The 18,744-nt window shown below is 40.5% G+C and carries 42 protein-coding genes; all 42 read right to left on the minus strand.

Annotated features, from left to right (window positions below; genetic code table 11):
* Nucleotides 1-267, minus strand: a 267-nt coding sequence (locus tag ACFSY7_RS08180) for an HK97-gp10 family putative phage morphogenesis protein (protein WP_380147517.1), incomplete at its 3' end; no start/stop codon positions are given.
* Nucleotides 264-605 (minus strand): phage head closure protein, encoded by a 342-nt coding sequence (locus tag ACFSY7_RS08185; protein ID WP_380147518.1) that lies wholly within the window; start codon nucleotides 603-605, stop codon nucleotides 264-266. The genes ACFSY7_RS08180 and ACFSY7_RS08185, both read right to left, overlap by 4 nt.
* Nucleotides 595-936: a phage head-tail connector protein gene (locus ACFSY7_RS08190; RefSeq protein WP_380147519.1), complete on the minus strand. Its 342-nt coding sequence runs from the start codon at nucleotides 934-936 to the stop codon at nucleotides 595-597. Before ACFSY7_RS08190 ends, ACFSY7_RS08185 begins: the two co-directional genes overlap by 11 nt.
* A complete protein-coding gene (locus ACFSY7_RS08195) occupies nucleotides 937-1,089 on the minus strand; it encodes a DUF7302 family protein (protein ID WP_380147520.1) in 153 nt (50 codons plus the stop codon).
* A gap of 10 nt (nucleotides 1,090-1,099) precedes the next feature.
* Nucleotides 1,100-1,972: a P22 coat protein - protein 5 domain protein gene (locus tag ACFSY7_RS08200; RefSeq protein WP_380147521.1), complete on the minus strand. Its 873-nt coding sequence runs from the start codon at nucleotides 1,970-1,972 to the stop codon at nucleotides 1,100-1,102.
* Nucleotides 1,973-1,998: 26 nt separating this feature from the next.
* Nucleotides 1,999-2,655, minus strand: a complete 657-nt coding sequence (locus ACFSY7_RS08205; protein WP_380147522.1) for a DUF4355 domain-containing protein — start codon at nucleotides 2,653-2,655, stop codon at nucleotides 1,999-2,001.
* A 175-nt stretch (nucleotides 2,656-2,830) separates the two neighbouring features.
* A complete protein-coding gene (locus tag ACFSY7_RS08210; protein ID WP_380147523.1) occupies nucleotides 2,831-3,085 on the minus strand; it encodes a crAss001_48 related protein in 255 nt (84 codons plus the stop codon).
* 34 nt (nucleotides 3,086-3,119) lie between these two features.
* Nucleotides 3,120-3,305 (minus strand): hypothetical protein, encoded by a 186-nt coding sequence (locus ACFSY7_RS08215; protein WP_380147524.1) that lies wholly within the window; start codon nucleotides 3,303-3,305, stop codon nucleotides 3,120-3,122.
* A gap of 24 nt (nucleotides 3,306-3,329) precedes the next feature.
* Nucleotides 3,330-3,482, minus strand: a complete 153-nt coding sequence (locus ACFSY7_RS08220; protein ID WP_380147525.1) for a hypothetical protein — start codon at nucleotides 3,480-3,482, stop codon at nucleotides 3,330-3,332.
* A gap of 113 nt (nucleotides 3,483-3,595) precedes the next feature.
* The gene (locus ACFSY7_RS08225; RefSeq protein ID WP_380147526.1) at nucleotides 3,596-4,624 is read right to left on the minus strand and encodes a phage head morphogenesis protein; all 1,029 of its coding nucleotides are present in this window, start codon (nucleotides 4,622-4,624) and stop codon (nucleotides 3,596-3,598) included.
* A complete protein-coding gene (locus tag ACFSY7_RS08230) occupies nucleotides 4,605-6,023 on the minus strand; it encodes a phage portal protein (RefSeq protein WP_380147527.1) in 1,419 nt (472 codons plus the stop codon). The genes ACFSY7_RS08225 and ACFSY7_RS08230 overlap by 20 nt, the downstream gene beginning before the upstream one ends.
* Nucleotides 6,024-6,035: 12 nt before the next feature.
* The gene (locus tag ACFSY7_RS08235; protein WP_380147528.1) at nucleotides 6,036-7,313 is read right to left on the minus strand and encodes a PBSX family phage terminase large subunit; all 1,278 of its coding nucleotides are present in this window, start codon (nucleotides 7,311-7,313) and stop codon (nucleotides 6,036-6,038) included.
* A complete protein-coding gene (locus ACFSY7_RS08240; protein WP_380147529.1) occupies nucleotides 7,310-7,786 on the minus strand; it encodes a terminase small subunit in 477 nt (158 codons plus the stop codon). The genes ACFSY7_RS08235 and ACFSY7_RS08240 overlap by 4 nt, the downstream gene beginning before the upstream one ends.
* Nucleotides 7,787-7,823: 37 nt before the next feature.
* Complete coding sequence (locus ACFSY7_RS08245; protein WP_380147531.1) at nucleotides 7,824-8,246, minus strand: DUF1064 domain-containing protein; 423 nt, start codon at nucleotides 8,244-8,246, stop codon at nucleotides 7,824-7,826.
* Nucleotides 8,243-8,401: a hypothetical protein gene (locus tag ACFSY7_RS08250; RefSeq protein ID WP_380147533.1), complete on the minus strand. Its 159-nt coding sequence runs from the start codon at nucleotides 8,399-8,401 to the stop codon at nucleotides 8,243-8,245. Before ACFSY7_RS08250 ends, ACFSY7_RS08245 begins: the two co-directional genes overlap by 4 nt.
* Before the next feature lie 68 nt (nucleotides 8,402-8,469).
* Nucleotides 8,470-8,688 (minus strand): hypothetical protein, encoded by a 219-nt coding sequence (locus ACFSY7_RS08255; RefSeq protein ID WP_380147534.1) that lies wholly within the window; start codon nucleotides 8,686-8,688, stop codon nucleotides 8,470-8,472.
* Between the two features lie 633 nt (nucleotides 8,689-9,321).
* Nucleotides 9,322-9,882 carry a hypothetical protein gene (locus ACFSY7_RS08260; RefSeq protein ID WP_380147535.1) on the minus strand — a complete coding sequence of 187 codons (561 nt, stop codon included), beginning with the start codon at nucleotides 9,880-9,882 and terminating at the stop codon, nucleotides 9,322-9,324.
* A 12-nt stretch (nucleotides 9,883-9,894) separates the two neighbouring features.
* A complete protein-coding gene (locus ACFSY7_RS08265; RefSeq protein WP_380147536.1) occupies nucleotides 9,895-10,074 on the minus strand; it encodes a hypothetical protein in 180 nt (59 codons plus the stop codon).
* A gap of 50 nt (nucleotides 10,075-10,124) precedes the next feature.
* Nucleotides 10,125-10,265, minus strand: coding sequence for a hypothetical protein (locus ACFSY7_RS08270; RefSeq protein ID WP_380147537.1), 141 nt, complete (start codon nucleotides 10,263-10,265; stop codon nucleotides 10,125-10,127).
* A 232-nt stretch (nucleotides 10,266-10,497) separates the two neighbouring features.
* Entirely contained in the window at nucleotides 10,498-10,725 is a 228-nt protein-coding gene (locus ACFSY7_RS08275; RefSeq protein ID WP_380147538.1) for a hypothetical protein, read from the minus strand.
* 93 nt (nucleotides 10,726-10,818) lie between these two features.
* Entirely contained in the window at nucleotides 10,819-11,124 is a 306-nt protein-coding gene (locus ACFSY7_RS08280; protein WP_380147539.1) for a hypothetical protein, read from the minus strand.
* 22 nt (nucleotides 11,125-11,146) lie between these two features.
* Complete coding sequence (locus ACFSY7_RS08285; RefSeq protein ID WP_380147540.1) at nucleotides 11,147-11,413, minus strand: helix-turn-helix domain-containing protein; 267 nt, start codon at nucleotides 11,411-11,413, stop codon at nucleotides 11,147-11,149.
* The gene (locus ACFSY7_RS08290) at nucleotides 11,410-11,955 is read right to left on the minus strand and encodes a dUTP diphosphatase (RefSeq protein WP_380147541.1); all 546 of its coding nucleotides are present in this window, start codon (nucleotides 11,953-11,955) and stop codon (nucleotides 11,410-11,412) included. The genes ACFSY7_RS08285 and ACFSY7_RS08290 overlap by 4 nt, the downstream gene beginning before the upstream one ends.
* Complete coding sequence (locus ACFSY7_RS08295; RefSeq protein ID WP_380147542.1) at nucleotides 11,939-12,166, minus strand: hypothetical protein; 228 nt, start codon at nucleotides 12,164-12,166, stop codon at nucleotides 11,939-11,941. The genes ACFSY7_RS08290 and ACFSY7_RS08295 overlap by 17 nt, the downstream gene beginning before the upstream one ends.
* Before the next feature lie 14 nt (nucleotides 12,167-12,180).
* Complete coding sequence (locus tag ACFSY7_RS08300; RefSeq protein ID WP_380147543.1) at nucleotides 12,181-12,453, minus strand: hypothetical protein; 273 nt, start codon at nucleotides 12,451-12,453, stop codon at nucleotides 12,181-12,183.
* A gap of 110 nt (nucleotides 12,454-12,563) precedes the next feature.
* Nucleotides 12,564-12,794, minus strand: a complete 231-nt coding sequence (locus tag ACFSY7_RS08305; protein ID WP_380147544.1) for a hypothetical protein — start codon at nucleotides 12,792-12,794, stop codon at nucleotides 12,564-12,566.
* Nucleotides 12,791-12,967: a hypothetical protein gene (locus ACFSY7_RS08310; RefSeq protein WP_380147545.1), complete on the minus strand. Its 177-nt coding sequence runs from the start codon at nucleotides 12,965-12,967 to the stop codon at nucleotides 12,791-12,793. The genes ACFSY7_RS08305 and ACFSY7_RS08310 overlap by 4 nt, the downstream gene beginning before the upstream one ends.
* Nucleotides 12,968-12,977: 10 nt before the next feature.
* Entirely contained in the window at nucleotides 12,978-13,436 is a 459-nt protein-coding gene (locus tag ACFSY7_RS08315) for a class I SAM-dependent methyltransferase (protein ID WP_380147546.1), read from the minus strand.
* 19 nt (nucleotides 13,437-13,455) lie between these two features.
* Nucleotides 13,456-13,929 (minus strand): single-stranded DNA-binding protein, encoded by a 474-nt coding sequence (locus ACFSY7_RS08320; protein ID WP_380147547.1) that lies wholly within the window; start codon nucleotides 13,927-13,929, stop codon nucleotides 13,456-13,458.
* Complete coding sequence (locus tag ACFSY7_RS08325) at nucleotides 13,930-14,172, minus strand: hypothetical protein (RefSeq protein WP_380147548.1); 243 nt, start codon at nucleotides 14,170-14,172, stop codon at nucleotides 13,930-13,932.
* Nucleotides 14,173-14,174: 2 nt separating this feature from the next.
* Complete coding sequence (locus ACFSY7_RS08330; RefSeq protein ID WP_380147549.1) at nucleotides 14,175-14,312, minus strand: hypothetical protein; 138 nt, start codon at nucleotides 14,310-14,312, stop codon at nucleotides 14,175-14,177.
* The gene (locus ACFSY7_RS08335) at nucleotides 14,309-14,983 is read right to left on the minus strand and encodes an HNH endonuclease signature motif containing protein (protein WP_380147550.1); all 675 of its coding nucleotides are present in this window, start codon (nucleotides 14,981-14,983) and stop codon (nucleotides 14,309-14,311) included. The genes ACFSY7_RS08330 and ACFSY7_RS08335 overlap by 4 nt, the downstream gene beginning before the upstream one ends.
* A gap of 44 nt (nucleotides 14,984-15,027) precedes the next feature.
* Nucleotides 15,028-15,330, minus strand: a complete 303-nt coding sequence (locus ACFSY7_RS08340) for a hypothetical protein (protein WP_380147551.1) — start codon at nucleotides 15,328-15,330, stop codon at nucleotides 15,028-15,030.
* Entirely contained in the window at nucleotides 15,327-15,530 is a 204-nt protein-coding gene (locus ACFSY7_RS08345; RefSeq protein WP_380147552.1) for a hypothetical protein, read from the minus strand. Before ACFSY7_RS08345 ends, ACFSY7_RS08340 begins: the two co-directional genes overlap by 4 nt.
* Nucleotides 15,523-15,969, minus strand: coding sequence for an ASCH/PUA domain-containing protein (locus ACFSY7_RS08350; RefSeq protein WP_380147554.1), 447 nt, complete (start codon nucleotides 15,967-15,969; stop codon nucleotides 15,523-15,525). The genes ACFSY7_RS08345 and ACFSY7_RS08350 overlap by 8 nt, the downstream gene beginning before the upstream one ends.
* Nucleotides 15,962-16,468 (minus strand): hypothetical protein, encoded by a 507-nt coding sequence (locus tag ACFSY7_RS08355; RefSeq protein ID WP_380147555.1) that lies wholly within the window; start codon nucleotides 16,466-16,468, stop codon nucleotides 15,962-15,964. Before ACFSY7_RS08355 ends, ACFSY7_RS08350 begins: the two co-directional genes overlap by 8 nt.
* Before the next feature lie 76 nt (nucleotides 16,469-16,544).
* Nucleotides 16,545-17,093, minus strand: a complete 549-nt coding sequence (locus ACFSY7_RS08360; RefSeq protein WP_380147556.1) for a hypothetical protein — start codon at nucleotides 17,091-17,093, stop codon at nucleotides 16,545-16,547.
* A complete protein-coding gene (locus ACFSY7_RS08365) occupies nucleotides 17,080-17,499 on the minus strand; it encodes a hypothetical protein (protein WP_380147557.1) in 420 nt (139 codons plus the stop codon). Before ACFSY7_RS08365 ends, ACFSY7_RS08360 begins: the two co-directional genes overlap by 14 nt.
* Nucleotides 17,496-17,852 carry a hypothetical protein gene (locus ACFSY7_RS08370; RefSeq protein ID WP_380147558.1) on the minus strand — a complete coding sequence of 119 codons (357 nt, stop codon included), beginning with the start codon at nucleotides 17,850-17,852 and terminating at the stop codon, nucleotides 17,496-17,498. The genes ACFSY7_RS08365 and ACFSY7_RS08370 overlap by 4 nt, the downstream gene beginning before the upstream one ends.
* Nucleotides 17,830-18,117: a hypothetical protein gene (locus ACFSY7_RS08375; RefSeq protein ID WP_380147559.1), complete on the minus strand. Its 288-nt coding sequence runs from the start codon at nucleotides 18,115-18,117 to the stop codon at nucleotides 17,830-17,832. The genes ACFSY7_RS08370 and ACFSY7_RS08375 overlap by 23 nt, the downstream gene beginning before the upstream one ends.
* Before the next feature lie 74 nt (nucleotides 18,118-18,191).
* Nucleotides 18,192-18,356, minus strand: a complete 165-nt coding sequence (locus ACFSY7_RS08380) for a hypothetical protein (RefSeq protein ID WP_380147560.1) — start codon at nucleotides 18,354-18,356, stop codon at nucleotides 18,192-18,194.
* A gap of 2 nt (nucleotides 18,357-18,358) precedes the next feature.
* Nucleotides 18,359-18,742, minus strand: a complete 384-nt coding sequence (locus ACFSY7_RS08385; RefSeq protein WP_380147561.1) for a beta barrel domain-containing protein — start codon at nucleotides 18,740-18,742, stop codon at nucleotides 18,359-18,361.
* Nucleotides 18,743-18,744: the final 2 nt, after the last annotated feature.

Consider the following 18,744-nt stretch of genomic DNA (forward strand, 5'->3'; position numbering starts at 1 on the left):
CTTTGTAGCATAGATACCTGTGCCATACTCGACATAAATGGCCCATTCTGCACCGACTGTGACAACCGCTTTTAAACCACCATCCAGCACTTCAACCTCAATTGATTGGCGCAAGTAACCGGTATCAACCGGCGCCAATGCTCTAGCTTGCGACTGGATAAGATTGGCCGTATCAATTACAGCACGTTTTGCATCATCGAGTACGCTATTTCCCCAACGCTCAATTGCGCGCTGTAGCTTATTTGAACCAAATTGCGTAATGCTCATTGACTCACCCTCTTTAATGCCACACGCATAATTTCATGCATGCCGCCCTGGTCCTCTGCATCTGTTTCAACCTCGTATTCAACACCCTCGAAGCGGATGCGAGTATTCGGTTTAATGTCAGCGCCATACGCATAATACATATAGCGGTCTAGTTGGTGTTTAATCTGCATCGCATTGTATTTTTCGGTTGCACTTGGTGTATCAATAAAGCATGCAAACGCATCGTGTAACGTGTGCCATTCGCCATCTTGCACATTGCCTAGTTCATCCTCTGAACCTTCTACGAAGTGCAATACAACGGCTGTGTGCGGAAATTCATTTGCATAATCAAAATACATGGAACTTCGCTCGCTTTCGCGGCAAATACTGCCCATACAATGCTTTCGGGAAATCAATGTTGTATGTGTAGCTGACAGTACCCATTGAACGGCCTTTAACACCAGCGTTTGTCATGTTGTGCTGTAATGCCTTTGCGATGAATACTTTATAGTTCGCTTTCATATCGCTAATCGGAGCGACTACTTCCTCGCCAATTGCATCGTATACATACTCTGCAACGTGTTCAGCTAGAAGCGGCAACATCATCTTGACGTATTCATCCGATTTGTCGCCTTTAATTTGTGCGAGCGCTTTGAAATACGTTACTTCTTCATCGGTTGCTTGCCACATCTAATCACCACTTTCGGTTTTTGTAGCTTTTGCGCGTGGTTTCGGCTTTGGCTTTACTTCCACTTTTTCATAGTCACCTGTTTTGATTAATGAAGCGGCGTGAGCTTCACTTACCGCCCACTCCACTCCTGTGTTTTTGTTCTTTACTAACATGTAATACCTCCTAAGATGGACGCTTCACTGATAGCACCGCTAATGCTTCTGGACGAACTACTTTAGAGCCGTATAAATGAAGTCCTTTTAACGCATCTGAGAATGAGTTTTCAGGGCGGTATGCTTCAGCGTTTTTCGCTTGCTCTGCGCGTGACCATGCGATTTGGTGTCCTGCGATAACCTTGAAGTTTTCTTCTGCCGCACCATCTGCTACCGTCACTTTTGGTGCATTGTTTGATTTAAGGATGTTGAAACCTGCCGCACGACCTACTAAACCATTTGCTAAACGGTCATCAGTTGTTGATGTACCAGCAGCTACAAAGCGAGAATCTTTTAGTAATAGACCTTCATAGAATGGTGGCACGATTACCCAGCGACCATCTGCCGGCACATTTGCTTCATCAAGTTTTGTAGATAGATCCACTAGATAGTCATACGCCGTTTCTTTCGTTACTGCGATTGGCGCTGCATCTGTACCGATTAAGTTGTTAGCTGCGGCTTCAACGTACTGTGACGCATAGTGTTTATCTGCTGTGTTCGCTAAACCGTAAGCGGCTTCTTTCATTGCGGCATCCATTAACTTTGGATTTTGTTGGATTTTGTCAATGTCATCAATTTTGAAATTGAAGTATTTTGCTTGGTTAATTACAAGGTTACGTGTTGCATCTGTTAATTCCTCTGCATCTGTAATTGTACCGTTCTTTGTGTAGTCACCGATTGATACAGCACCGATGTTGTTAATTTTTACAGTGTCGCCACATGCGCTAATTTCACCTTCGTAATCAGTGTTCATTACACCTGCTTGACCGAATACTAATGTGTTTTGTAAGTTTTCTAGTAAGCGTGCTGACCAGATAGTTGGGATAAAGTTGTTAATTGCCATAATTGTTTTTCCTCTTTTCTAATGTTTTATTGTCCACTAAGCACCTTCTGCACTTCTGACCAATTCGCATTGATTTCTTGCGGTGTCATTTGTGCAATACGCTCTTTGGTAAGCGCTGGTGCTTGTTGCTGTGGCGGTGTTGGATTGTCTGTCGATTCGTTGAAACGACGTTTAATTTCTGCTTGTACTTTTGCATCTACAGCTGATTCGAAGTGTTCTTTGAAGCGGGCCATGTTAGCTGTAGTTGTTTCTTCATCATTGCGTACAAGTAAGTCAATGATGTCTGATGGTACGTTGTAATCCGAAGCTGTTTTAAGCGCTGTATTCATTAGTTTTTCTTGTGCAGTTGCATTGCGCATCTGCTCTAATTCAGCTTCTACAGCACGTAGCTTTTTGTCTTGCGGTGTTTCTGGTGGGAATTGCTCATTGATCGCATCTTGAATCTTTTTTGGTAATGTCTTTGTTTCATACGTTTTAATCGCATCTGTAACACGACTATCTGCGAATGACTGCAAATACTTTTTACCTTCGTCTTGTTCCAACAGGAATTTTTGAACTGCATCAAGTGTCAGTGTCGACTCTGCCCCTTGTGGTTCTGTAGCCTGTGGCTCTGGCGGTGTTGGTTCACCTTGTGGTGGTTCGTCTGCAAAGAATTGCAGGTCTAGCTTTAATAAGTCTTTCATATTTCCTCCTTGCCCTCATAAGTTGCCGTAGCCCCTCACAAGTTCAATGATTGTCAGATGTTCTTTAATGTCTGCGTCTGCAAAAAGACATAATAAATAGACAGTTTAACGTCGTGTCTAGGACGAGATATTGTGACCACTGCCTTTCCGCGTAAGTAACGCTGTCTTGCTGTGATTAAATATTTGGTAATTCAATACTTTCTGCATCAGCACGTAACATTAACATGTTTGCGTACTTTTCCATATGGAATAATTGCATCGTTAATGTTTCGTGACTCGCTTTAGGTTCAAAAACCAGCGTTCCTTTATCCCAGTTGTCTAACATTTTAGATAGCCCGTTGATGCGAATCATCAGTTGCGCATACTCGCCGATGAAGCGGTCCTTGTAATCCTCACTATTCATCAATGCTACTGTTTCACTTAACCCCATATCCTCACCACCTTTCAAGATAAAATAAATACCGCTAGGAGCGGCTATTTTGATGCCGTTCAGCTAATTCGTTATATTCTTCAACCCAATCGGGCGGTATAACTTTCTCTACTGCTGTGAAGCGTCCAATAGCTTCAACGATATGTTCCATCCGTTTTTCATCATGTAAGTGACGCGGAAATATGCCTAGTGGCGGACGTTTTCTATTCATTTTACTCACGCAATCCTCTCCATTCTCACAATCTCATTTTGTTGCAGCATCTACACATTGTTTTGCATTCAACTGAACTGTCGAAGCGGTTGCTAGTGCAAAATAAAAAGCTGACGCAAATGGATAAATCCGCATCAACTTCTGATAAAACTTTATTCGTGCTTTTAACTCGTTTTCTTTACTCATTTAGCACCTCATTTTGATATGCTAATTCAGATAACAATGTAATACAGGAACTAGCAAATATTACTCTAAATTTTAGTTTCTTGATGTAAATAAATTATGTATAAAGCACCGTTTTAGGTGCTTTTTTGTTTTCTTTCCCATTCTTCATATGTGATGTAAGAAGTCACCTTATTAGGCGGCTGTATTTCTTCATCTGCCTTTTGATATGCTTTTGCATACGTGTGACCTTTTTTCATGTACTCGTCAATCTTATCCGCTAGTCGTTTCTGATACTTCGCGTCTTTATAGTCACGACCTCTACGCACTCCTGGCAACTGCCCGTCAATGAGTTTAATCTTCACACAACGGCAATTAATATCCATATGCGCTACATTCCACATTGTTGGACCTTTCGCTTTCATGCCTTTGAAGTGGAAATATCCTTCTTTGTCGGCTCTTTGACCATCTAACTTACGATGTTGATGTCGTGTACGTTTATCAAGCGTTGAGAGCCACAAGCATTCAATATCAGTATACTTTCGCATTTCTTCCGTTACTGCTTCATCTGCGAGCGACATTGCTCTAGCGCCCTCTGTACGTGCGACAGTTCTTGCTCTGTTTTGACTAAACCCAACAGCATTTTCAATTCGTTTCGCCATCTTCCAGTAACCTTCACCGGCAAGTAGCGACTGACTAACTTCAATTTGAATCTTGCGAATGATTTCATTTCGATGTACTTCAAGCACACCACGCAATCGAAGAAATTCGATAGGATTAACTAATGCTGCCGCAATAACGTCCTCACTTGGTAATGTAAATCCATCTTCTGTGCCTTGATACACTTGAAATAAATAAGCTGCCAGTAAATATTGCTCAACATAAATACGCTGTTGCGACGCTTCAATATCCTTTACGATTTGCGTGTAATCTGCATTTAACTGTTGTGCAATGCGTTCGAGTTCTTTCGATAAACGATTGTACTTATTTAAGTCTGTGTAACTACTCTCGTCACTCTTTACAAACTTACTGTACATATTGCTAAGCGTTGCCAGAATCTCTTTTAAACGCTTTCCGAGCAGTTCATCGACTTCTCGCTCACTCTGTGCGATTAATTCGTCTAAACGCTTGATAATGTCTAATTGATTATGAATTTGTTTCGGCATCGTCGTCACCTACAAGTGGGCCTAATTGTGTACTGTAAGCACTTGTTTCACGCTCAATTAATTTTTTCTCGTATTTCGAATCATCGACTATACCTTTAATGTTATCGAATAACGTTTCGTCCGAAATGATACCTTTCATCTTAGTTGCGAATTCAGCTAAATGCGCTTTATCTTGCGGCACATTACGACTGAAACCAAATGATATTTTGCGATAGTCGATACCGTCTGTGATAATACGCCAGTTTGAACAAATGACTTTGAATTGCTCACGTAATCCTTTTGAGAATTTACGTGCCTTTGTGCCAGCTTTCGCTTCAAGGTCCATCATCTTCCACTTACGTGATTCGCCCGATTGTGCGCTGCCACTGAAACTCTCATCTGCCATGTTCACGCTGCTACTAAATTTATGGATATTTGATACAAGCATATTTTTCGTATTTTCAAGGAATCCATCATTTACATTTTTCGTAATGAAATAGGCTTTCCCACTTTGGCCATCGTAAGAAGTTGGTAGTGTTAAAACACCTGTACGTTTCGCTTTTTCAGCTTCTTCCTTCTCCATTTCGATTCCTTCGAGCGCTAAGTATGCATGAGCAAACGCTTCTATTTCATTTACACTGTCACTTGTGACAACATCATATGCATCAATAAGTGGCTCGACCTTTTCGAAGTCACACATTTCTTCATTGTTGTTTTGGAATAGAGCAACCGGGATGTGATTGAAGCCATGCGGTTTCGTTTCAACAAGCAGCAACTCGCCTTTTTCATTCGTGGCAAAGCGTGTTAATTCAGTGTCTGTGTATACAGTAACGAGTAGGCCCTTTTCGCCACCTTCTTTCACTGGGGCTGTTTCTTGATAACGAATAGCATGCGTTCGTTTCGTTCCGTTATAAACAAAGAAAATTTCCCACGCAGGAATGTTCATTACTCGAAGCGGAGGGAACTCGCTTTCTTCTAAGGATTGCTCTGGATCTTCTACATTTTCAAGGTACATCAAACGCGCAGCATAACCAGCAGCACTCATGTACGTGCATAGTTCGGCATCTAAATCCGCCATTTCATTTGTCGTGATTAAATCATCTAATAGATTATTGAACGATTGTGCAACAGCTTGTGCGTTTTCATAAGATACTTCATCTACTGTGTACGACACTTCATTACCAAATAAGTAACCAGTCACTTGGTCCACAATGTACCCTCTGAAATCATTTGTCAGTTGATTATTTGGCTTTGTAATATCCTCAACTGTTCGACTTTGAATCTCTAGCCCTTTTTGTAAATAACGTTGATACAGCGCACTTGTTATGCTTTTTGAATTCTTGTGAAGCGCAATAGCTTCTGCAACTGTATCTGTATTCACGTTATCTAATACATAGCTCACACTACTTCTAGGTCCCATATTTTCAACTCCTTATAAACTAAATCCTGCTTTTGCTTTACGTGATGTACGCATATCCTCAGAGAATGAATAGCGTGTGGCATCAATTGTATGGTTATCCTTGTCCTCTAAACGCGGTTTCGGATTACCGTCTTTATCTGTTTGATAGTCGATGTTCTCGAACTCTTTTGCGATGTTTGGTGTACGAAGCGGGTCAATGATAATAGCGTCTAAGTCATCAAGCCATTGCTCGCCATACTCAACGCTATCTGGACCCTTCTTCACGCCTTTGATACGTTTAATACCATGCTCGTTCTTCAGTTCTGCAATTGACTTCGGCTCGGCACTATCAGCGAATATTTCATCTGATTGATAGCCTTTGCTATGCAGCCACTTGGCGAACTCTCGGTTACTAATCTTTTGGCCGTAATGTTCATCCAGTGCATAAATGACGTTTTTCTTCTTGTCATAATGCCATCGCACGAATGCTAAAGGGTCTGTAGCATAACCGAAATCAACTGCGTTACGAATGTTATCAAATGAAGCGGCCATTTCGTCTGTGATGATGCCCTTCTCAATTTGTAGGTTGTCGAATGGTACGACACCAGAGCCAATCGCTTCACCGAGATATTCCCATCTGTACCGCATTTCATTTCGTTCTTTAGCTGCGTTTGCTTCTTCAATGAATTGCTTTGAGATAAACGGGTTATCTAAGTACGTTGAAGCATGAACGAATGTATTATCTGCAACAAATGCACTCTCATACTTCTTGTTCACCCATGACTGCTTACGCTTTGGCGGATTGTACGAATAGAAGAACTTATAAAAAAGACCATCAGCCAATTCCCCACGTAGTAGCGAGTTGGTGATAGTCGTAATTTCATCTTCTGTTTTAAACTCTGCTAATTCCTCTAACCAAGCAAGCGCAAATGGAAAGTTAGCACTTTTTAATGATTTGATTCGCTCTGGCTCACTTGCTCCACGAAACACCATGTAATTTCCTCTTGGAATGTAAGTAATTCGCATCGGACTTTTATTTACCTTGAACAAATGCGTTACGCCTTGTTCGCCAATAGCCCACTTCATCTGCTCGAAAATAGATAACTCAATTGTATTGTCAATCTTACGAATACCTACCGCATTTAAAGGATAGCGCATAAGTAGTTGTACGATGATGTGCGCAATGTCCGATGACTTACCACTACCACGACCACCCTTGCAAACGACATTTAGAATATCTTTGCTAATAGATGCTTTCCATACGCTATGAAACTTCTTTGGCAGCAGTTCAGATAATCGTTTCACTGTCATTCGTCATCACCGCTAATATCATCAATGAATTGTACTGCGCCAGCTACTTCGACCTCTGCTTTTTCAGTGAACAACTTGTAACGCTTACCAAGTAATTCTGCAGCTTTATTAGAATCTGAAAGGCGAGCGGGTATTTCGATGATTTCAATTTCTTCTGTTTTCACCGTTTGCTTTTTGCCATCAACCCATTTTGAAGTTTCTTTTGAAAGTGCCATAGGAACAAATTCTTTGTGTTCTCGACGCATAACACCTGTTAGATATTGCATGACCTCTGTAGCGTCTGCAATGCGCTCTGATGACATTTCTTCGAGCCTTTTTTTTATATAATTTGAGATAACAGGTTTTAACAGGTTTTCTGCCCCGATTTGTTGAGCTGTCTTCTTGCTATACCCTGCTTTAATAGCTGCTTCCGTAGCATTCCCCAACTCAATGTAATAGTCTGCGAACTTTTGTTGTTTAACGGTTAATTTCACTCGCTCACCTCCTTTCAACTAATAATCTTATCCCTATTTATTTTGCGTTCTTTGCTTTCTTCCTAGACTGTCGTGCTTTCTTTAAATCATCCAATTCAATCCAACCACCATCTATTTTAGAATATGTAACGCATTTAAGTGATAGTTCTGGATAACGATATTCAAACAATTTCTTCTTAATCTTGAAGTCTGTTGTTTCCATGCCCTTCACGTCCACAACCTCAATATGACCATCTGCATAAGTTACAACAAAGTCTGTAATGTATGTAATCGCTCGATGTAATTTCCCGTGTTTCCTAAACGATGGCTGTAACTCGTATTTCACTTGCATCTCAAACGATTGCACAATGCCGTCATTATGTAATTGTTTCAAATGCATGTAGTACTTCGCTTCATTCTTTGAATGAAACGTAATGTCATCAATAACAACTTTCTTATTGCCGTACTTACTACGTGTCATTTCTTTTTCTCCCCTTTTCTATTTAACGTTAAGTTAAACACCATAAGCGTAATCCCTATCGCACTAAACCAAATAGGAACAGGCTGTTGCTGAATCATCATCGTTAAAGTGATTACCGCAGTTCCTACAAACATCACGAAAACGAAATCTTTCACCACGATCAACTCCTTCCAAAATAAAAAAGCCACACTCGCAATGAACGTGACTTTCTCATTTACTTCAATTATTTTGATGCATCCTCTAAAATTTTAATAATTTCAGAACCCATATCACCTTGCGTTTTTAATGGCTCTTGCAAAGTTTTTCCTGTTTTGTACTCAATGGCTACTAAATGGACCTTTTCTTCATCGTGATAGAACCATTTATATTCCCAGATAAGTTCGTTTTCAGAAACGTAAATCTTGCAATCATTACTACCATGAAAACCTTTCGAAATACTCATATTCTCACCTCCCACTTCAACATAACAAAATGGGAATTTTTAGTATATTAACTATTTGATATATAGAAAATTTCTCATAGCGTTTATTTATCCCGTCTTAGCACAGTATAACTGTAGCCATTTTACTTCTTGGGTTGTCGTCTTTTTTTATTATTATTTATTTTATGTTTTAAAAATTATGTATGAGAGCCGGGAGGACTCTCTAAGGGGATAGGATTCAGCGTCTGCATGGGTTACATTTTGTGCATTTGTCGGATAACCGAACGCTAAGTTATGTATGGCGAGTAACGCTGCTATGCTCAACTCACCTATTAAATTGTCAATGTGCATGATTGTAATGATGTATGAAAAAACCACAATTTGTATGCACATAGAGTTAATCACTCCTGTAAGCCGATGACGCTATCACGATTAATTCGGTTGATTGATATTCATCGACTTACAGGAAAAATTAATTTCCCGAAATATACATCCATTGAGGAAAGATAGATATAAAGGGCATTACACGCTCAAGATGTATTGAGAAACGTTATATTTCCCACGCCCCATATACAACTCCCCGACCTCCCTTCCATTGTACACCGTCGAAAATGTCGGTTGCAAAAAGTGGGGAAAGTGGGGAATTTGACGAATTTACTTACCAGATTTTACTCGTTTGTTGAATCCTTCTTGCAAGAATTTCAGCACATATTCATTTTCAATAGCTGTCTTTAACATGCGATTTCTCATGCTACGCGCTGTTTTGCGGTCTTGCCCTAGCTTGTTCGCAATCTCCGCTAACTTCTTACCTACGAGCATATCCTCGTACATCTCATGCATCTTCGCGCTCTCGAATTGGATAACAGCGGGTATATAATCAATTAAGTCAATTTCAGCTTTATATTGCAGCAAGCGTTCGTATGCTCGTTTTTCTTTTAATTCCATCGCATCTAATTCAGCAGCACTTTTACCGGAGCACCCCTTCGGCATCACCATGTCGATTCCATATTCAGCGATGCCATATGAAACACGTAGGGAGAACCCGAATACACGTTTTTCTAACTCCTTAACCGAATCAAATTTCCAGTGATAATCCTCGATTAATTCCAACAACTGTGTTTTTAATACTTCACTATTCCAGTCGTTTTGTATGCGATCCACTTGTTCTACTTCAACTTCAATCATCTTATTTGTTTCTTCCATCACTGCAACCATATTCAAATCCCCCTACATATTCGTTTTCTTAATCAAATTCTTTGGTTTTCTTCCAATCACCTGGTCCATCATCTTCACACTGCCGAAATCAATCTTTACTGGATAGCATTTTTCTTCGCAATCGAATCGCTTGTATGCTGTGAATACATGCTCACTCTTACGTTTACGCACACTACTGAACGCACTGAACATTAGCGTTATCCTTCTTTTAAATTCCTCAATCGCTTTCACACTGCTACCCCCTATTTATAAACTTTCACTAACTTACTGTCTCTACGTCCACTGTGCATGCCCATCAAACGTTCAATATCTGCCTGTGTTAGCTTCTCGCCACCTTTGTGTTGCGGTTTCTTCCCTTGCCCCTCGAACTTTACCTTAGTCACGTAAATCACCCCAAAACAGCAAGCCAACGCCTACAAATACAACGCTCATTGCGCCGCACATAAACCAACCGATATTTTCAATCATTCTCATATTCCTCCTTAAACAAGAAAAAACACCGAATCTGTACACACTTATCCCGTTTAGGACTTCATGTGACAAACTCGGTGTTTCCGCTATGTTGTCGTTATTTAACTATGTTTAAATTCTACCAAATAAGGGAATATTAATCAATTATCTATTCGTACTATTTTCATGTTTTGCGTCATAATATTTTCTCGAAAAGTGTGACGATTGTTTCACCATATTGATTTGATTGTAGCGCCATTCGATTAGCACATCACCAAACCCACCTTCTGGAATGTCGATGCATTCTAACTGCCCATTGACTACGATATACACTTTATTTTCTTCAAGCATATGTTTTAATTTATTTTCAACATTTTTTTCAATTTTATGCATATATTACCTCCACGCTGGGTACATATAAGTATCACTGTAACCATATTCTTAATCTCATATTCTTAACACACTCGCGGAAACGGGTGTGTTTTTTTATTGTTCTTTTGGCACACCTAGCAAATCATCAATCTTTTTAATGATTTCATTTGCATCACAGCAATGATAATCGAACGTAGTGCGCTCATAACCGCAAGCCATAAACGATAGCAACTCACGAATAACCCCTAGTTCATCATCTGTCATTAGCAACGCTTTCACATTAGTCGCAAAACCACCTGTTACCCCATCGCCTTCGATTGTGGCCACTTGCATACGACCTTCGAAGTTTTCTACTGTACAAGCCATACCTTGCCCTCTAATAGTACATACAGCTTTTTGGAAATCGCTTATGTTTGTCATTTGTAGCACCTCCTTTTAAAAATTATTGCTGAAAGAACCTAAATGAAATTGCACTTACATTAATATTTTCCTTGTCCGCTTTTGAAAGTAGGTCTGGTTGCGAGAAATAGCGTGGCTTCACATGAAAGAATGATTTAATCTTATTCATTTCGTTGAAATCGGGTTTTGCATAATTATTTTCAAAAGACCATACCTTTTGTTCTGACAACCCAATTTTATCCGCTAATTGCGAACGTGACAGGCAATGTAAATGACGAAGGTTCTTTAAGTTGTCGCCAATCCATTTCATCGCGCTGTTACCCCTGTGCTGCCGAATCCATTTGCTCCGCGGTCTGTTTCATCTAGTTCATCCACTTCGATAATTTCCGGATGCGCTACTGGTGCAATGACCATTTGAGCAATTTTTGTGCCGCGTTCAATAAGAATCGAATTTTCTGGGAACGATTCGCAAAACTGAATTTCTTCACAAGCTAGATTTTCGATAATTGTCGTTTCTTGTGGCGCTACGATTAATCGTCCGTTTACTTCATCAACGCGATAATTCGGCAGCGCTTTATTATCAACAATGACTTTCACCTCACCACGGTACGGTTCATCTACTGTACCCAATTGCACGCGTAAATCCGTTTTGCTAGTGATACCACTTTTAGGTCTGATTTGCGCTTCATATCCATCCGGTAAAGCGATGGCGATGCCAGTTGAAACAGCAATTGTTTCATTCGGCTCGATTACTACTTCTTCATCTGCAAATAAATCAAAACCGCTGTCCGTAGGGTGCGCCTTTACTGGCATAACTGCTGTTTCTGTTAATCGTTTAATTTGTAGTTTCATTCTTCAATCTCTCCACTTCTTTTTCTAATTGCTTAACTCTATCTTCTAAATGCTTGATAATCGCATCTTTTTCCACCGACTTACGCCACTTGCTGTGATATGCTCGCGCTGTGCTGTAAGCGATATTCATATGTTGCATGACGTATTCAAGACTTTTCGCACGATCAAACAGTTCGAATATGCATTGTTGCTTAGTTTTTCGTTGTATCACCTTGCACCTTCCTTTTAGCTAAACAAACTCAATTGTTCCTGCTGTACATCTGACGTAATTTCGTATTTTTCGCACAACCATTCGATGAAATTGTCACGCTTCACTTTCATTAATTGCTCATTCCTATTCAACACCTGCTGCACAAATTCAGAAACTTCATTTTTTATCCACAGCGTAAATTCCAATAAATCATATTCTTGCCCTACTTTAATGCCGAATACTCGCAAATAAACCTCTAAGTTCGGCTGATATTTAATATCTTTTACAACTTCTTTATACAGCGACATTCATTGTCCTCCATTCCTTCCATGCTTACATGCACATATACTCATATTACCAACCCGCCCACCCGAGCCATGACGCTCATTATTCATTATTCAAAACTGGACCACGACTGTCATTCAAACAAACTTATCTGCTCGTATTCTTCAGTCAATTTGCGAATGTCCTTCACGTTGAACGGCCCACATGCTGTATGAATCGTATTTCCTTCGACCGCAACAATTATCGTAGTGTACCAGCCGTCACATACATAACAACGAATTTTTTCACCCTTCGCATATGCTGCTGGTTGTAATTCGTACACCTTACGCCACCCTTGCACAATCGCTTCAACATCTTGTGTCATAACGTATCTTCCAACTGATACTCACTAAATCGATTCTTCAACCGCATATTCTCGCGTCGCAAGTCGTCATTTTCTTCTAAAATTTCATTCGTGTACGTTTCAGCGCCGTGTAACCCTTCTTGCAATAACGCAACTTGTGACTCCAGTTCCGTAATGCGTTCGAATGATTTCATTTACTACACCTCATTTCATGAATACGAGCCAATGCGTTTTACTTCGCTTATCACCGAACAAAGGTTGTTGACCAAAGCAGTCTAAAACCTCTTTTAATGAAATTTGGTCCTCATTCCATTTGAAAATCAATGTACCGTTAGGTTTCAACACTCGCATACATTCGTCAAAACCTTGCATTAAATCCATGCGCCATGTTGCTTCGTTCAATTGACCGTATTTTTTTGCGAGCCAACTGTTTTCCCCAGCGCGCACTAAATGCGGCGGATCGAACACGACCATGTAAAAACTCTCGTCCTTAAATGGCATATCACGAAAATCCGCAACCACATCTGGCGCTACGATTAATTTACGGCCGTCACACAACTCTGTATCTTCTTCACGAATATCCATGTAAGTTACATCTTTATTTTGCTTATCAAACCAAAACATGCGACTACCACAACATGCATCTAAAATTCTTTCTCCCATAACTCCCACCTCTTTCTAATTAAAACGGCAAATCGTCTGAATCAACTGTTTGTCGACTATTATCCGGCGCTGACGGTTGCTCGTATTGTTGGTATGACGGCTGTTGATTATAGCCTTGTTGTTGATTACTCGGTGCGTTTTGCTGTTGATATGCACCGTTTTGACCGTTGTTTGTAGACGGTTTTGATTCAAGGAACTTCACGTTATTAACCATAATGTCAGTTGTGTAAACACGTTGACCATTTTTCTCGTATGAGCCTGTACGCACTTCACCTTGAATACCAACGAGCGAGCCTTTCGCACAGTATTGACCGATAAGTTCGGCAGTTTTTCTCCAGGCCTGGCAAGATAGAAAGTCTGTTTCCTTCTCGCCGTTTGCGTTTTTAAATTGACGGTCCACAGCTAGTGTGAGGCGAACCACAGCAACCCCACTTTGTGTTTGACGTAATTCCGGGTCCTTCGTGATGCGACCAATTGCGCTGAATGCTTGCATTTATTTTTCCTCCTGTTGTTTGATTTCTTTCATGATTTGCTTGTGTAGTTTTTCGAACGCTTTACGAGCTACACTATCTGTCAAAATATCCGCGAAAACTAAGTGATGAATACGTTTCTTATTTTCTTCATAGCGTTCTGCGTTATCACCTAACGTGAAACCTTGTTTGTTCAATTGCGTTTCGATGTCGTCTGCTAAAACACCATACGAGACACGAACTTGAACTGCCTTTTGTTGCTCCATCATTACCCCTCCATATACTTATTTTTTAACTGCTCCAATTCTGCTAAAAATTCCTGCTGTTCATCCGCATCTAGTTCACCGAATCGAACAACGATTTCCGTCATTTGGTCCTCGATGCAGTCTTGTGTTGTACCTTTCATACCAAATTTCCTTTTCTGTATTGATAAATGTTTTTACGTAACGTCGTCGGATTGACACCGTATTTCGTTGCGACTTCTGCCCATGTCATGCTTTTTTTTAACTTTTCAATCTCTACCATTCTTTCTTTTAGCGCTTTGATTTCCGAACGCTTATACTTGTCAGTGCGCTTTTTACCTTTGGCATGTGCGCTCCGTGTTGTAGTTGCTAAATTGCTTAATCGGTTATCGAAATTATCGTTATTCTTATGCACGATTATTTCACTTTTTCCAACTGGGCCATAAATTGCTTCATACACTAATTTATGCACATTTTTCTGTACACCACCCGTCAACTGAACACCGTGCGCACGTAGTGAACGCCTCTTTTTTAACCTACGTAAAGTTGTCGCTCTCGCTGTTGCAGAACCTTGCAAGAGATTCGAATACACATTACCTTCACGATCTACGTAATAAACCGGAAACTCTTTCACTTGGTAACACTCAATGCCGAACTTTTTAATATTTTCAAGTGCCCCTTCCACTTGATTAAGTGCGTGGAATATCGGGCATCCTGCGCAAGGCTCAACGGATGATTTATCACGTTTCTCGCACACCTGGCAATTTTCGAATAACTGCGCTTGAAAGCATAAAGTTTTTAAACGTTCTGCACGTTGCTTTTTGCGATCTAACATGTTGCCCTCTCCTTTATGGCGCTCTACAACGCCTTATTTTAGTCTTAAACCCCAATCTCAATCTTTTCTGACCACGCTCGCACTTGCTTGTACCCTTGTTCCTCGTACTCCGCCAGTTCTGCCAATTTTTCATACGGCGTCACAATCCACGAATGCAAACGTTTGTTGTACATCTCTGCATACAAAATCGTTTTTTTCTTTGTCACTTTTACGCCACGATCCGTAGCATGAAACTCACGAACTTTGTTATTAAATGCAACTTGTCGTGCTTTACGTTCAGCGTATTCGTGTTGGCGTTTAACAAACAGCGTGTCAACTGGAATGCCTGCTTTCGTCATCGTACTCATACCGCAATCAACTCCCTTCCCTCAATAAACTCGTCTGCAACCTTTAAACAGTATTTTTCAGCGTCTTGTATGTCTAACTCTGCATACTCCGCAAAAGCTGTCATAGCGTCGTTAAATGCGTCTGACGCGTAACCTTGTTGAGCGTATGCAACTATCACACGACACATGAGTAAGCGCTCTGTATTTGTGCGGTTATTCATCGCCATCACCTAATGCTTGTCGAGCTTTTTTGCCGTTATCATTCAAAATATCTCCTGGCACTGTTTCTAAATCATTAATTTCATGCCATTCGTAATTTTCTTCATCTGCATAAAATTCAAGCGCTTCACGTAATCGGCTATTTTCTTTAACAACCGCCATTGTTTCATTGAGCCGCTCATTTTCAGCAGTTATTCCTGACTGTGAACGTGCTTTTTGAATACCTAAAACCACGTAATCATCAACTTGTGCGTAATCTGTAATGTAAGTGACCTGCATTAAAATGCTGTAACCTGTAAAATCTTCACCATTCCACTCTTTCAAGTCCAATAAATCGCCAACTTGATAGTTGCGGTCATTTTTACGAATTTCGAATGTTTTTAAACCTTTTGCTACTGCGCCGAAATATTCAGGAAGTATTTTAAGTTCATGTTTATTCATCATCGTCACCGCCCAACCGCATCGTGCCCTCTAACGCATCTTCAACGATTCGGTAAATCTCTTGTGACGTTAAAATGCCTATGTCGTCATAAATCTTTTCTAACGCACGTTGGAAAGTATCCGCATTTTCACCTTCTAATTCGAGCGCTTTTGACGAAACTTTCAAGTGAAATTCGAGTGCATTACGTTGTTTTTTTAACTTTTTATTCTCAGCATCTAATTCAGCGTACTCGGCATATGAAACATCACGTACATTCATGAGTTTTTCGACTGTTTCGATAAGCGCTGGCACATCCTGTCTAGCGTGTGCGATGAATTCAGCGTCATTATATTTTGATGATTCTCCGAAACGATGGACTTCGATAAGCCCGTTATCTTCACCATCCATCCATACGTCTGTAATATATGCACGACTATCACTTTTTTTATCAATTCTCCACGCACCAGGTGTTGTATTCACTACACGCGCTTTAATCGCGTCTAACTGTTCTTTATTCATCACCAAGCCCTCCCCCTAAAATTCTGTTTTCGTCCATTCGCTTGTTCGAAAGCACATTCACTGTTTCGCTTAGAGCCTAATTTTCACGTTCTAGCTGTCTAACGCGCTTCTTCAAATCTGCCACTTCATCTGCTTTGTCGTTGAAAGCATGAAGGATATGGCGCTTTTGGCGTGTAGTGTTTTTTAGTTCGATTCCCATTTCGCACTTTTCGGTATAAGCAGTAACACGCATTTTTCCGATTGCAATTAAATCTCTTTCATACGACTTTCTTATTTCGCGTTCTTCTGCTGCTGTAGAAACAGCTTGCGCCCAACGTTTTTCCATTTCGTGCAATTTGTCATACATCACTTTCATTTCTTCGCTATGCTTATCGTTCTTGTCCATGAGTTGTAATTTCAAATCACCGCGTATTTTATTTGCTTCGTTCAATTCTTCTTTTTTCTTTTTCAACGACTCACTTGTTTTCGTTAGCGCTGTGTTTATAAGCTCTTTTTCTGCTTCTACGGTCTCGTTCAATCTTTTTAAACTTAATAATTCGCCGCGTCTTGCTTCTTCTTCGCCTTTCCAATGCAACACCTCACGCTCCAACATTTCGATGTGGTCTTGCTCGTTAAAATCTCCCATTATCCAAAACCCCTCTCGCAATCTTTTTCATGATATTTGATGCCGTCCATGCGTTCCTTCCCGACACATCTACTTCTACAATTCGTTTTAACGCATCTAGCGCATCGTTAGAATCGTTTTTCGGAATGTTTTGAGCATTTGCTTTACTTTGATGTAATTCGTGCTTTAAACGCTTGATTTCGTCCTCGCACTCTTTCTGCTTTTGCAGTTGTGCCGCAAGCATATTGTTCGCTAACTCTGTGCCACGCTTTGCATTTTCGAGTTCACGCTCACGCTTGATGTCTTTGTCAGCCATTTCGCGCATCATTTGATACCAGACCTTGTACGATTCTTCTGCCGCCATTGTGCATTTAACAGCCGTAGTAGCTGTTTTGACCGATGGTAGCGGTTTAACTGTTGTTGTCATTTGTCATTCACTCCTTTTATTTTGATACCTAATGTATCAAGTGCTGTTGTAATGCCCGCCATTACTCCTGAATGGTAACAGCTTGCGAAACTTCCGTTTTTCGTTCGTTTTGCCGCATTGTATGCTTTCATAATACGTTCATGCGGTGTCATTTCAACCTCGTAGCCCACGATTAATGCTGTAGCTAATTCTTTAGATGTAAGTCCGCCCAAAGCAATAACTCTCTCGTCGCTAAAATTACTCCACCCTGTGCTAACATGAGATTCCATCGCTTCCTCAAAGGCACATCCAACTTTTCCAAGATACTCAATCGCATCCGCAACCTCACGACTAACCTTCAATTTTTCTGTCATCTTCAATCTCCTCCAATACATTTCTCACTTCATTCATAAGTTCTTGCAGATTCACTTGCATCTGCGCAAACTCTTGTTGCTGTTGTTTCAGCGCTTTGTATGTGCGTGTCGTGATGTCTAATTCCATTAATGCGCTGTACTGCCCGATTTCTTCCTTCGATTCACCGACTTGATACCAACCGCCCATTTTTGCCGACTGCAGCTTGCGTCTGAAATCAACTGGCGTATGAGCATGTATGATTTTGCGTTGTAATGTACTTTGCATATTCGCACCTCCTGTTTTTATCTGCGGTAGCAATGCCGTTTAAGGCACTGCTTGTTTGATTGCTTTATACATCATTAGCTCTCCTCCTCGAATAAGAAACTGTAGTTTAATAATGCTACTGCTACAGAAAAATATGTGAATGCTTGTGCATAAATATCGTATTTAACGCCGTTTAGAATTTGAACACCCATGTAAAGGAATAGCGCACTAGCAATGAAGTTGAACCAGTTTATTTTCATCGCTAACCTCCCAAAACTTTGAGCGCACGTTCCATTTGTTCAATTGATGCACTTTTTATTTTTTCACTTATTTCAGCACGTAAATTCCTGCGTTTCTCTTCGAACTCAATGTGTTGATCGTACGCTTCACGTGATGGCCAAATTTTCTTCAGGATCCCAAAATTCATCATCTCCTTTTGCATCGACATCTTCCTTTGGTCAATGCGACTCGTATAGCGATAAGGTTTATTGTCTAGGTCATCAACTTTAACTGCATACGCACTGGCGCTGTTCGCTTCGATAATTTCGTACTCATTAATAGATGTTGTTTCCATAACGCTTAAATGACCGTAATATCGCGTTTCAATCCATATGCGGTCTCCTACTTCTAACTTTCGTTTTCCCATCA

The organism is Kurthia populi, assembly GCF_042686175.1.
GTDB classification, from domain to species: domain Bacteria; phylum Bacillota; class Bacilli; order Bacillales_A; family Planococcaceae; genus Kurthia; species Kurthia populi.

Coding starts and splice junctions, on each gene's coding strand:
- ACFSY7_RS08255 (WP_380147534.1), bottom strand. CDS start 8,688: ATGAGTATTTCGAAAGGTTTTCATGGTAGTAATGATTGCAAGATTTAC.
- ACFSY7_RS08345 (WP_380147552.1), bottom strand. CDS start 15,530: ATGAATAACCGCACAAATACAGAGCGCTTACTCATGTGTCGTGTGATA.
- ACFSY7_RS08235 (WP_380147528.1), bottom strand. CDS start 7,313: ATGACAGTGAAACGATTATCTGAACTGCTGCCAAAGAAGTTTCATAGC.
- ACFSY7_RS08350 (WP_380147554.1), bottom strand. CDS start 15,969: ATGAATAAACATGAACTTAAAATACTTCCTGAATATTTCGGCGCAGTA.
- ACFSY7_RS08200 (WP_380147521.1), bottom strand. CDS start 1,972: ATGGCAATTAACAACTTTATCCCAACTATCTGGTCAGCACGCTTACTA.
- ACFSY7_RS08185 (WP_380147518.1), bottom strand. CDS start 605: ATGTATTTTGATTATGCAAATGAATTTCCGCACACAGCCGTTGTATTG.
- ACFSY7_RS08245 (WP_380147531.1), bottom strand. CDS start 8,246: ATGACACGTAGTAAGTACGGCAATAAGAAAGTTGTTATTGATGACATT.
- ACFSY7_RS08380 (WP_380147560.1), bottom strand. CDS start 18,356: ATGAAAATAAACTGGTTCAACTTCATTGCTAGTGCGCTATTCCTTTAC.
- ACFSY7_RS08290 (WP_380147541.1), bottom strand. CDS start 11,955: ATGAAACTACAAATTAAACGATTAACAGAAACAGCAGTTATGCCAGTA.
- ACFSY7_RS08205 (WP_380147522.1), bottom strand. CDS start 2,655: ATGAAAGACTTATTAAAGCTAGACCTGCAATTCTTTGCAGACGAACCA.
- ACFSY7_RS08230 (WP_380147527.1), bottom strand. CDS start 6,023: ATGGGACCTAGAAGTAGTGTGAGCTATGTATTAGATAACGTGAATACA.
- ACFSY7_RS08370 (WP_380147558.1), bottom strand. CDS start 17,852: ATGACAGAAAAATTGAAGGTTAGTCGTGAGGTTGCGGATGCGATTGAG.
- ACFSY7_RS08320 (WP_380147547.1), bottom strand. CDS start 13,929: ATGCAAGCATTCAGCGCAATTGGTCGCATCACGAAGGACCCGGAATTA.
- ACFSY7_RS08280 (WP_380147539.1), bottom strand. CDS start 11,124: ATGACAAACATAAGCGATTTCCAAAAAGCTGTATGTACTATTAGAGGG.
- ACFSY7_RS08315 (WP_380147546.1), bottom strand. CDS start 13,436: ATGGGAGAAAGAATTTTAGATGCATGTTGTGGTAGTCGCATGTTTTGG.
- ACFSY7_RS08275 (WP_380147538.1), bottom strand. CDS start 10,725: ATGCATAAAATTGAAAAAAATGTTGAAAATAAATTAAAACATATGCTT.
- ACFSY7_RS08305 (WP_380147544.1), bottom strand. CDS start 12,794: ATGACACAAGATGTTGAAGCGATTGTGCAAGGGTGGCGTAAGGTGTAC.
- ACFSY7_RS08210 (WP_380147523.1), bottom strand. CDS start 3,085: ATGGGGTTAAGTGAAACAGTAGCATTGATGAATAGTGAGGATTACAAG.
- ACFSY7_RS08285 (WP_380147540.1), bottom strand. CDS start 11,413: ATGAAATGGATTGGCGACAACTTAAAGAACCTTCGTCATTTACATTGC.
- ACFSY7_RS08265 (WP_380147536.1), bottom strand. CDS start 10,074: ATGTTCAGTGCGTTCAGTAGTGTGCGTAAACGTAAGAGTGAGCATGTA.
- ACFSY7_RS08225 (WP_380147526.1), bottom strand. CDS start 4,624: ATGCCGAAACAAATTCATAATCAATTAGACATTATCAAGCGTTTAGAC.
- ACFSY7_RS08385 (WP_380147561.1), bottom strand. CDS start 18,742: ATGGGAAAACGAAAGTTAGAAGTAGGAGACCGCATATGGATTGAAACG.
- ACFSY7_RS08360 (WP_380147556.1), bottom strand. CDS start 17,093: ATGGGAGATTTTAACGAGCAAGACCACATCGAAATGTTGGAGCGTGAG.
- ACFSY7_RS08355 (WP_380147555.1), bottom strand. CDS start 16,468: ATGAATAAAGAACAGTTAGACGCGATTAAAGCGCGTGTAGTGAATACA.
- ACFSY7_RS08325 (WP_380147548.1), bottom strand. CDS start 14,172: ATGGAGCAACAAAAGGCAGTTCAAGTTCGTGTCTCGTATGGTGTTTTA.
- ACFSY7_RS08260 (WP_380147535.1), bottom strand. CDS start 9,882: ATGGTTGCAGTGATGGAAGAAACAAATAAGATGATTGAAGTTGAAGTA.
- ACFSY7_RS08220 (WP_380147525.1), bottom strand. CDS start 3,482: ATGAGTAAAGAAAACGAGTTAAAAGCACGAATAAAGTTTTATCAGAAG.
- ACFSY7_RS08375 (WP_380147559.1), bottom strand. CDS start 18,117: ATGCAAAGTACATTACAACGCAAAATCATACATGCTCATACGCCAGTT.
- ACFSY7_RS08310 (WP_380147545.1), bottom strand. CDS start 12,967: ATGAAATCATTCGAACGCATTACGGAACTGGAGTCACAAGTTGCGTTA.
- ACFSY7_RS08300 (WP_380147543.1), bottom strand. CDS start 12,453: ATGTCGCTGTATAAAGAAGTTGTAAAAGATATTAAATATCAGCCGAAC.
- ACFSY7_RS08195 (WP_380147520.1), bottom strand. CDS start 1,089: ATGTTAGTAAAGAACAAAAACACAGGAGTGGAGTGGGCGGTAAGTGAA.
- ACFSY7_RS08190 (WP_380147519.1), bottom strand. CDS start 936: ATGTGGCAAGCAACCGATGAAGAAGTAACGTATTTCAAAGCGCTCGCA.
- ACFSY7_RS08330 (WP_380147549.1), bottom strand. CDS start 14,312: ATGAAAGGTACAACACAAGACTGCATCGAGGACCAAATGACGGAAATC.
- ACFSY7_RS08335 (WP_380147550.1), bottom strand. CDS start 14,983: ATGTTAGATCGCAAAAAGCAACGTGCAGAACGTTTAAAAACTTTATGC.
- ACFSY7_RS08340 (WP_380147551.1), bottom strand. CDS start 15,330: ATGAGTACGATGACGAAAGCAGGCATTCCAGTTGACACGCTGTTTGTT.
- ACFSY7_RS08365 (WP_380147557.1), bottom strand. CDS start 17,499: ATGACAACAACAGTTAAACCGCTACCATCGGTCAAAACAGCTACTACG.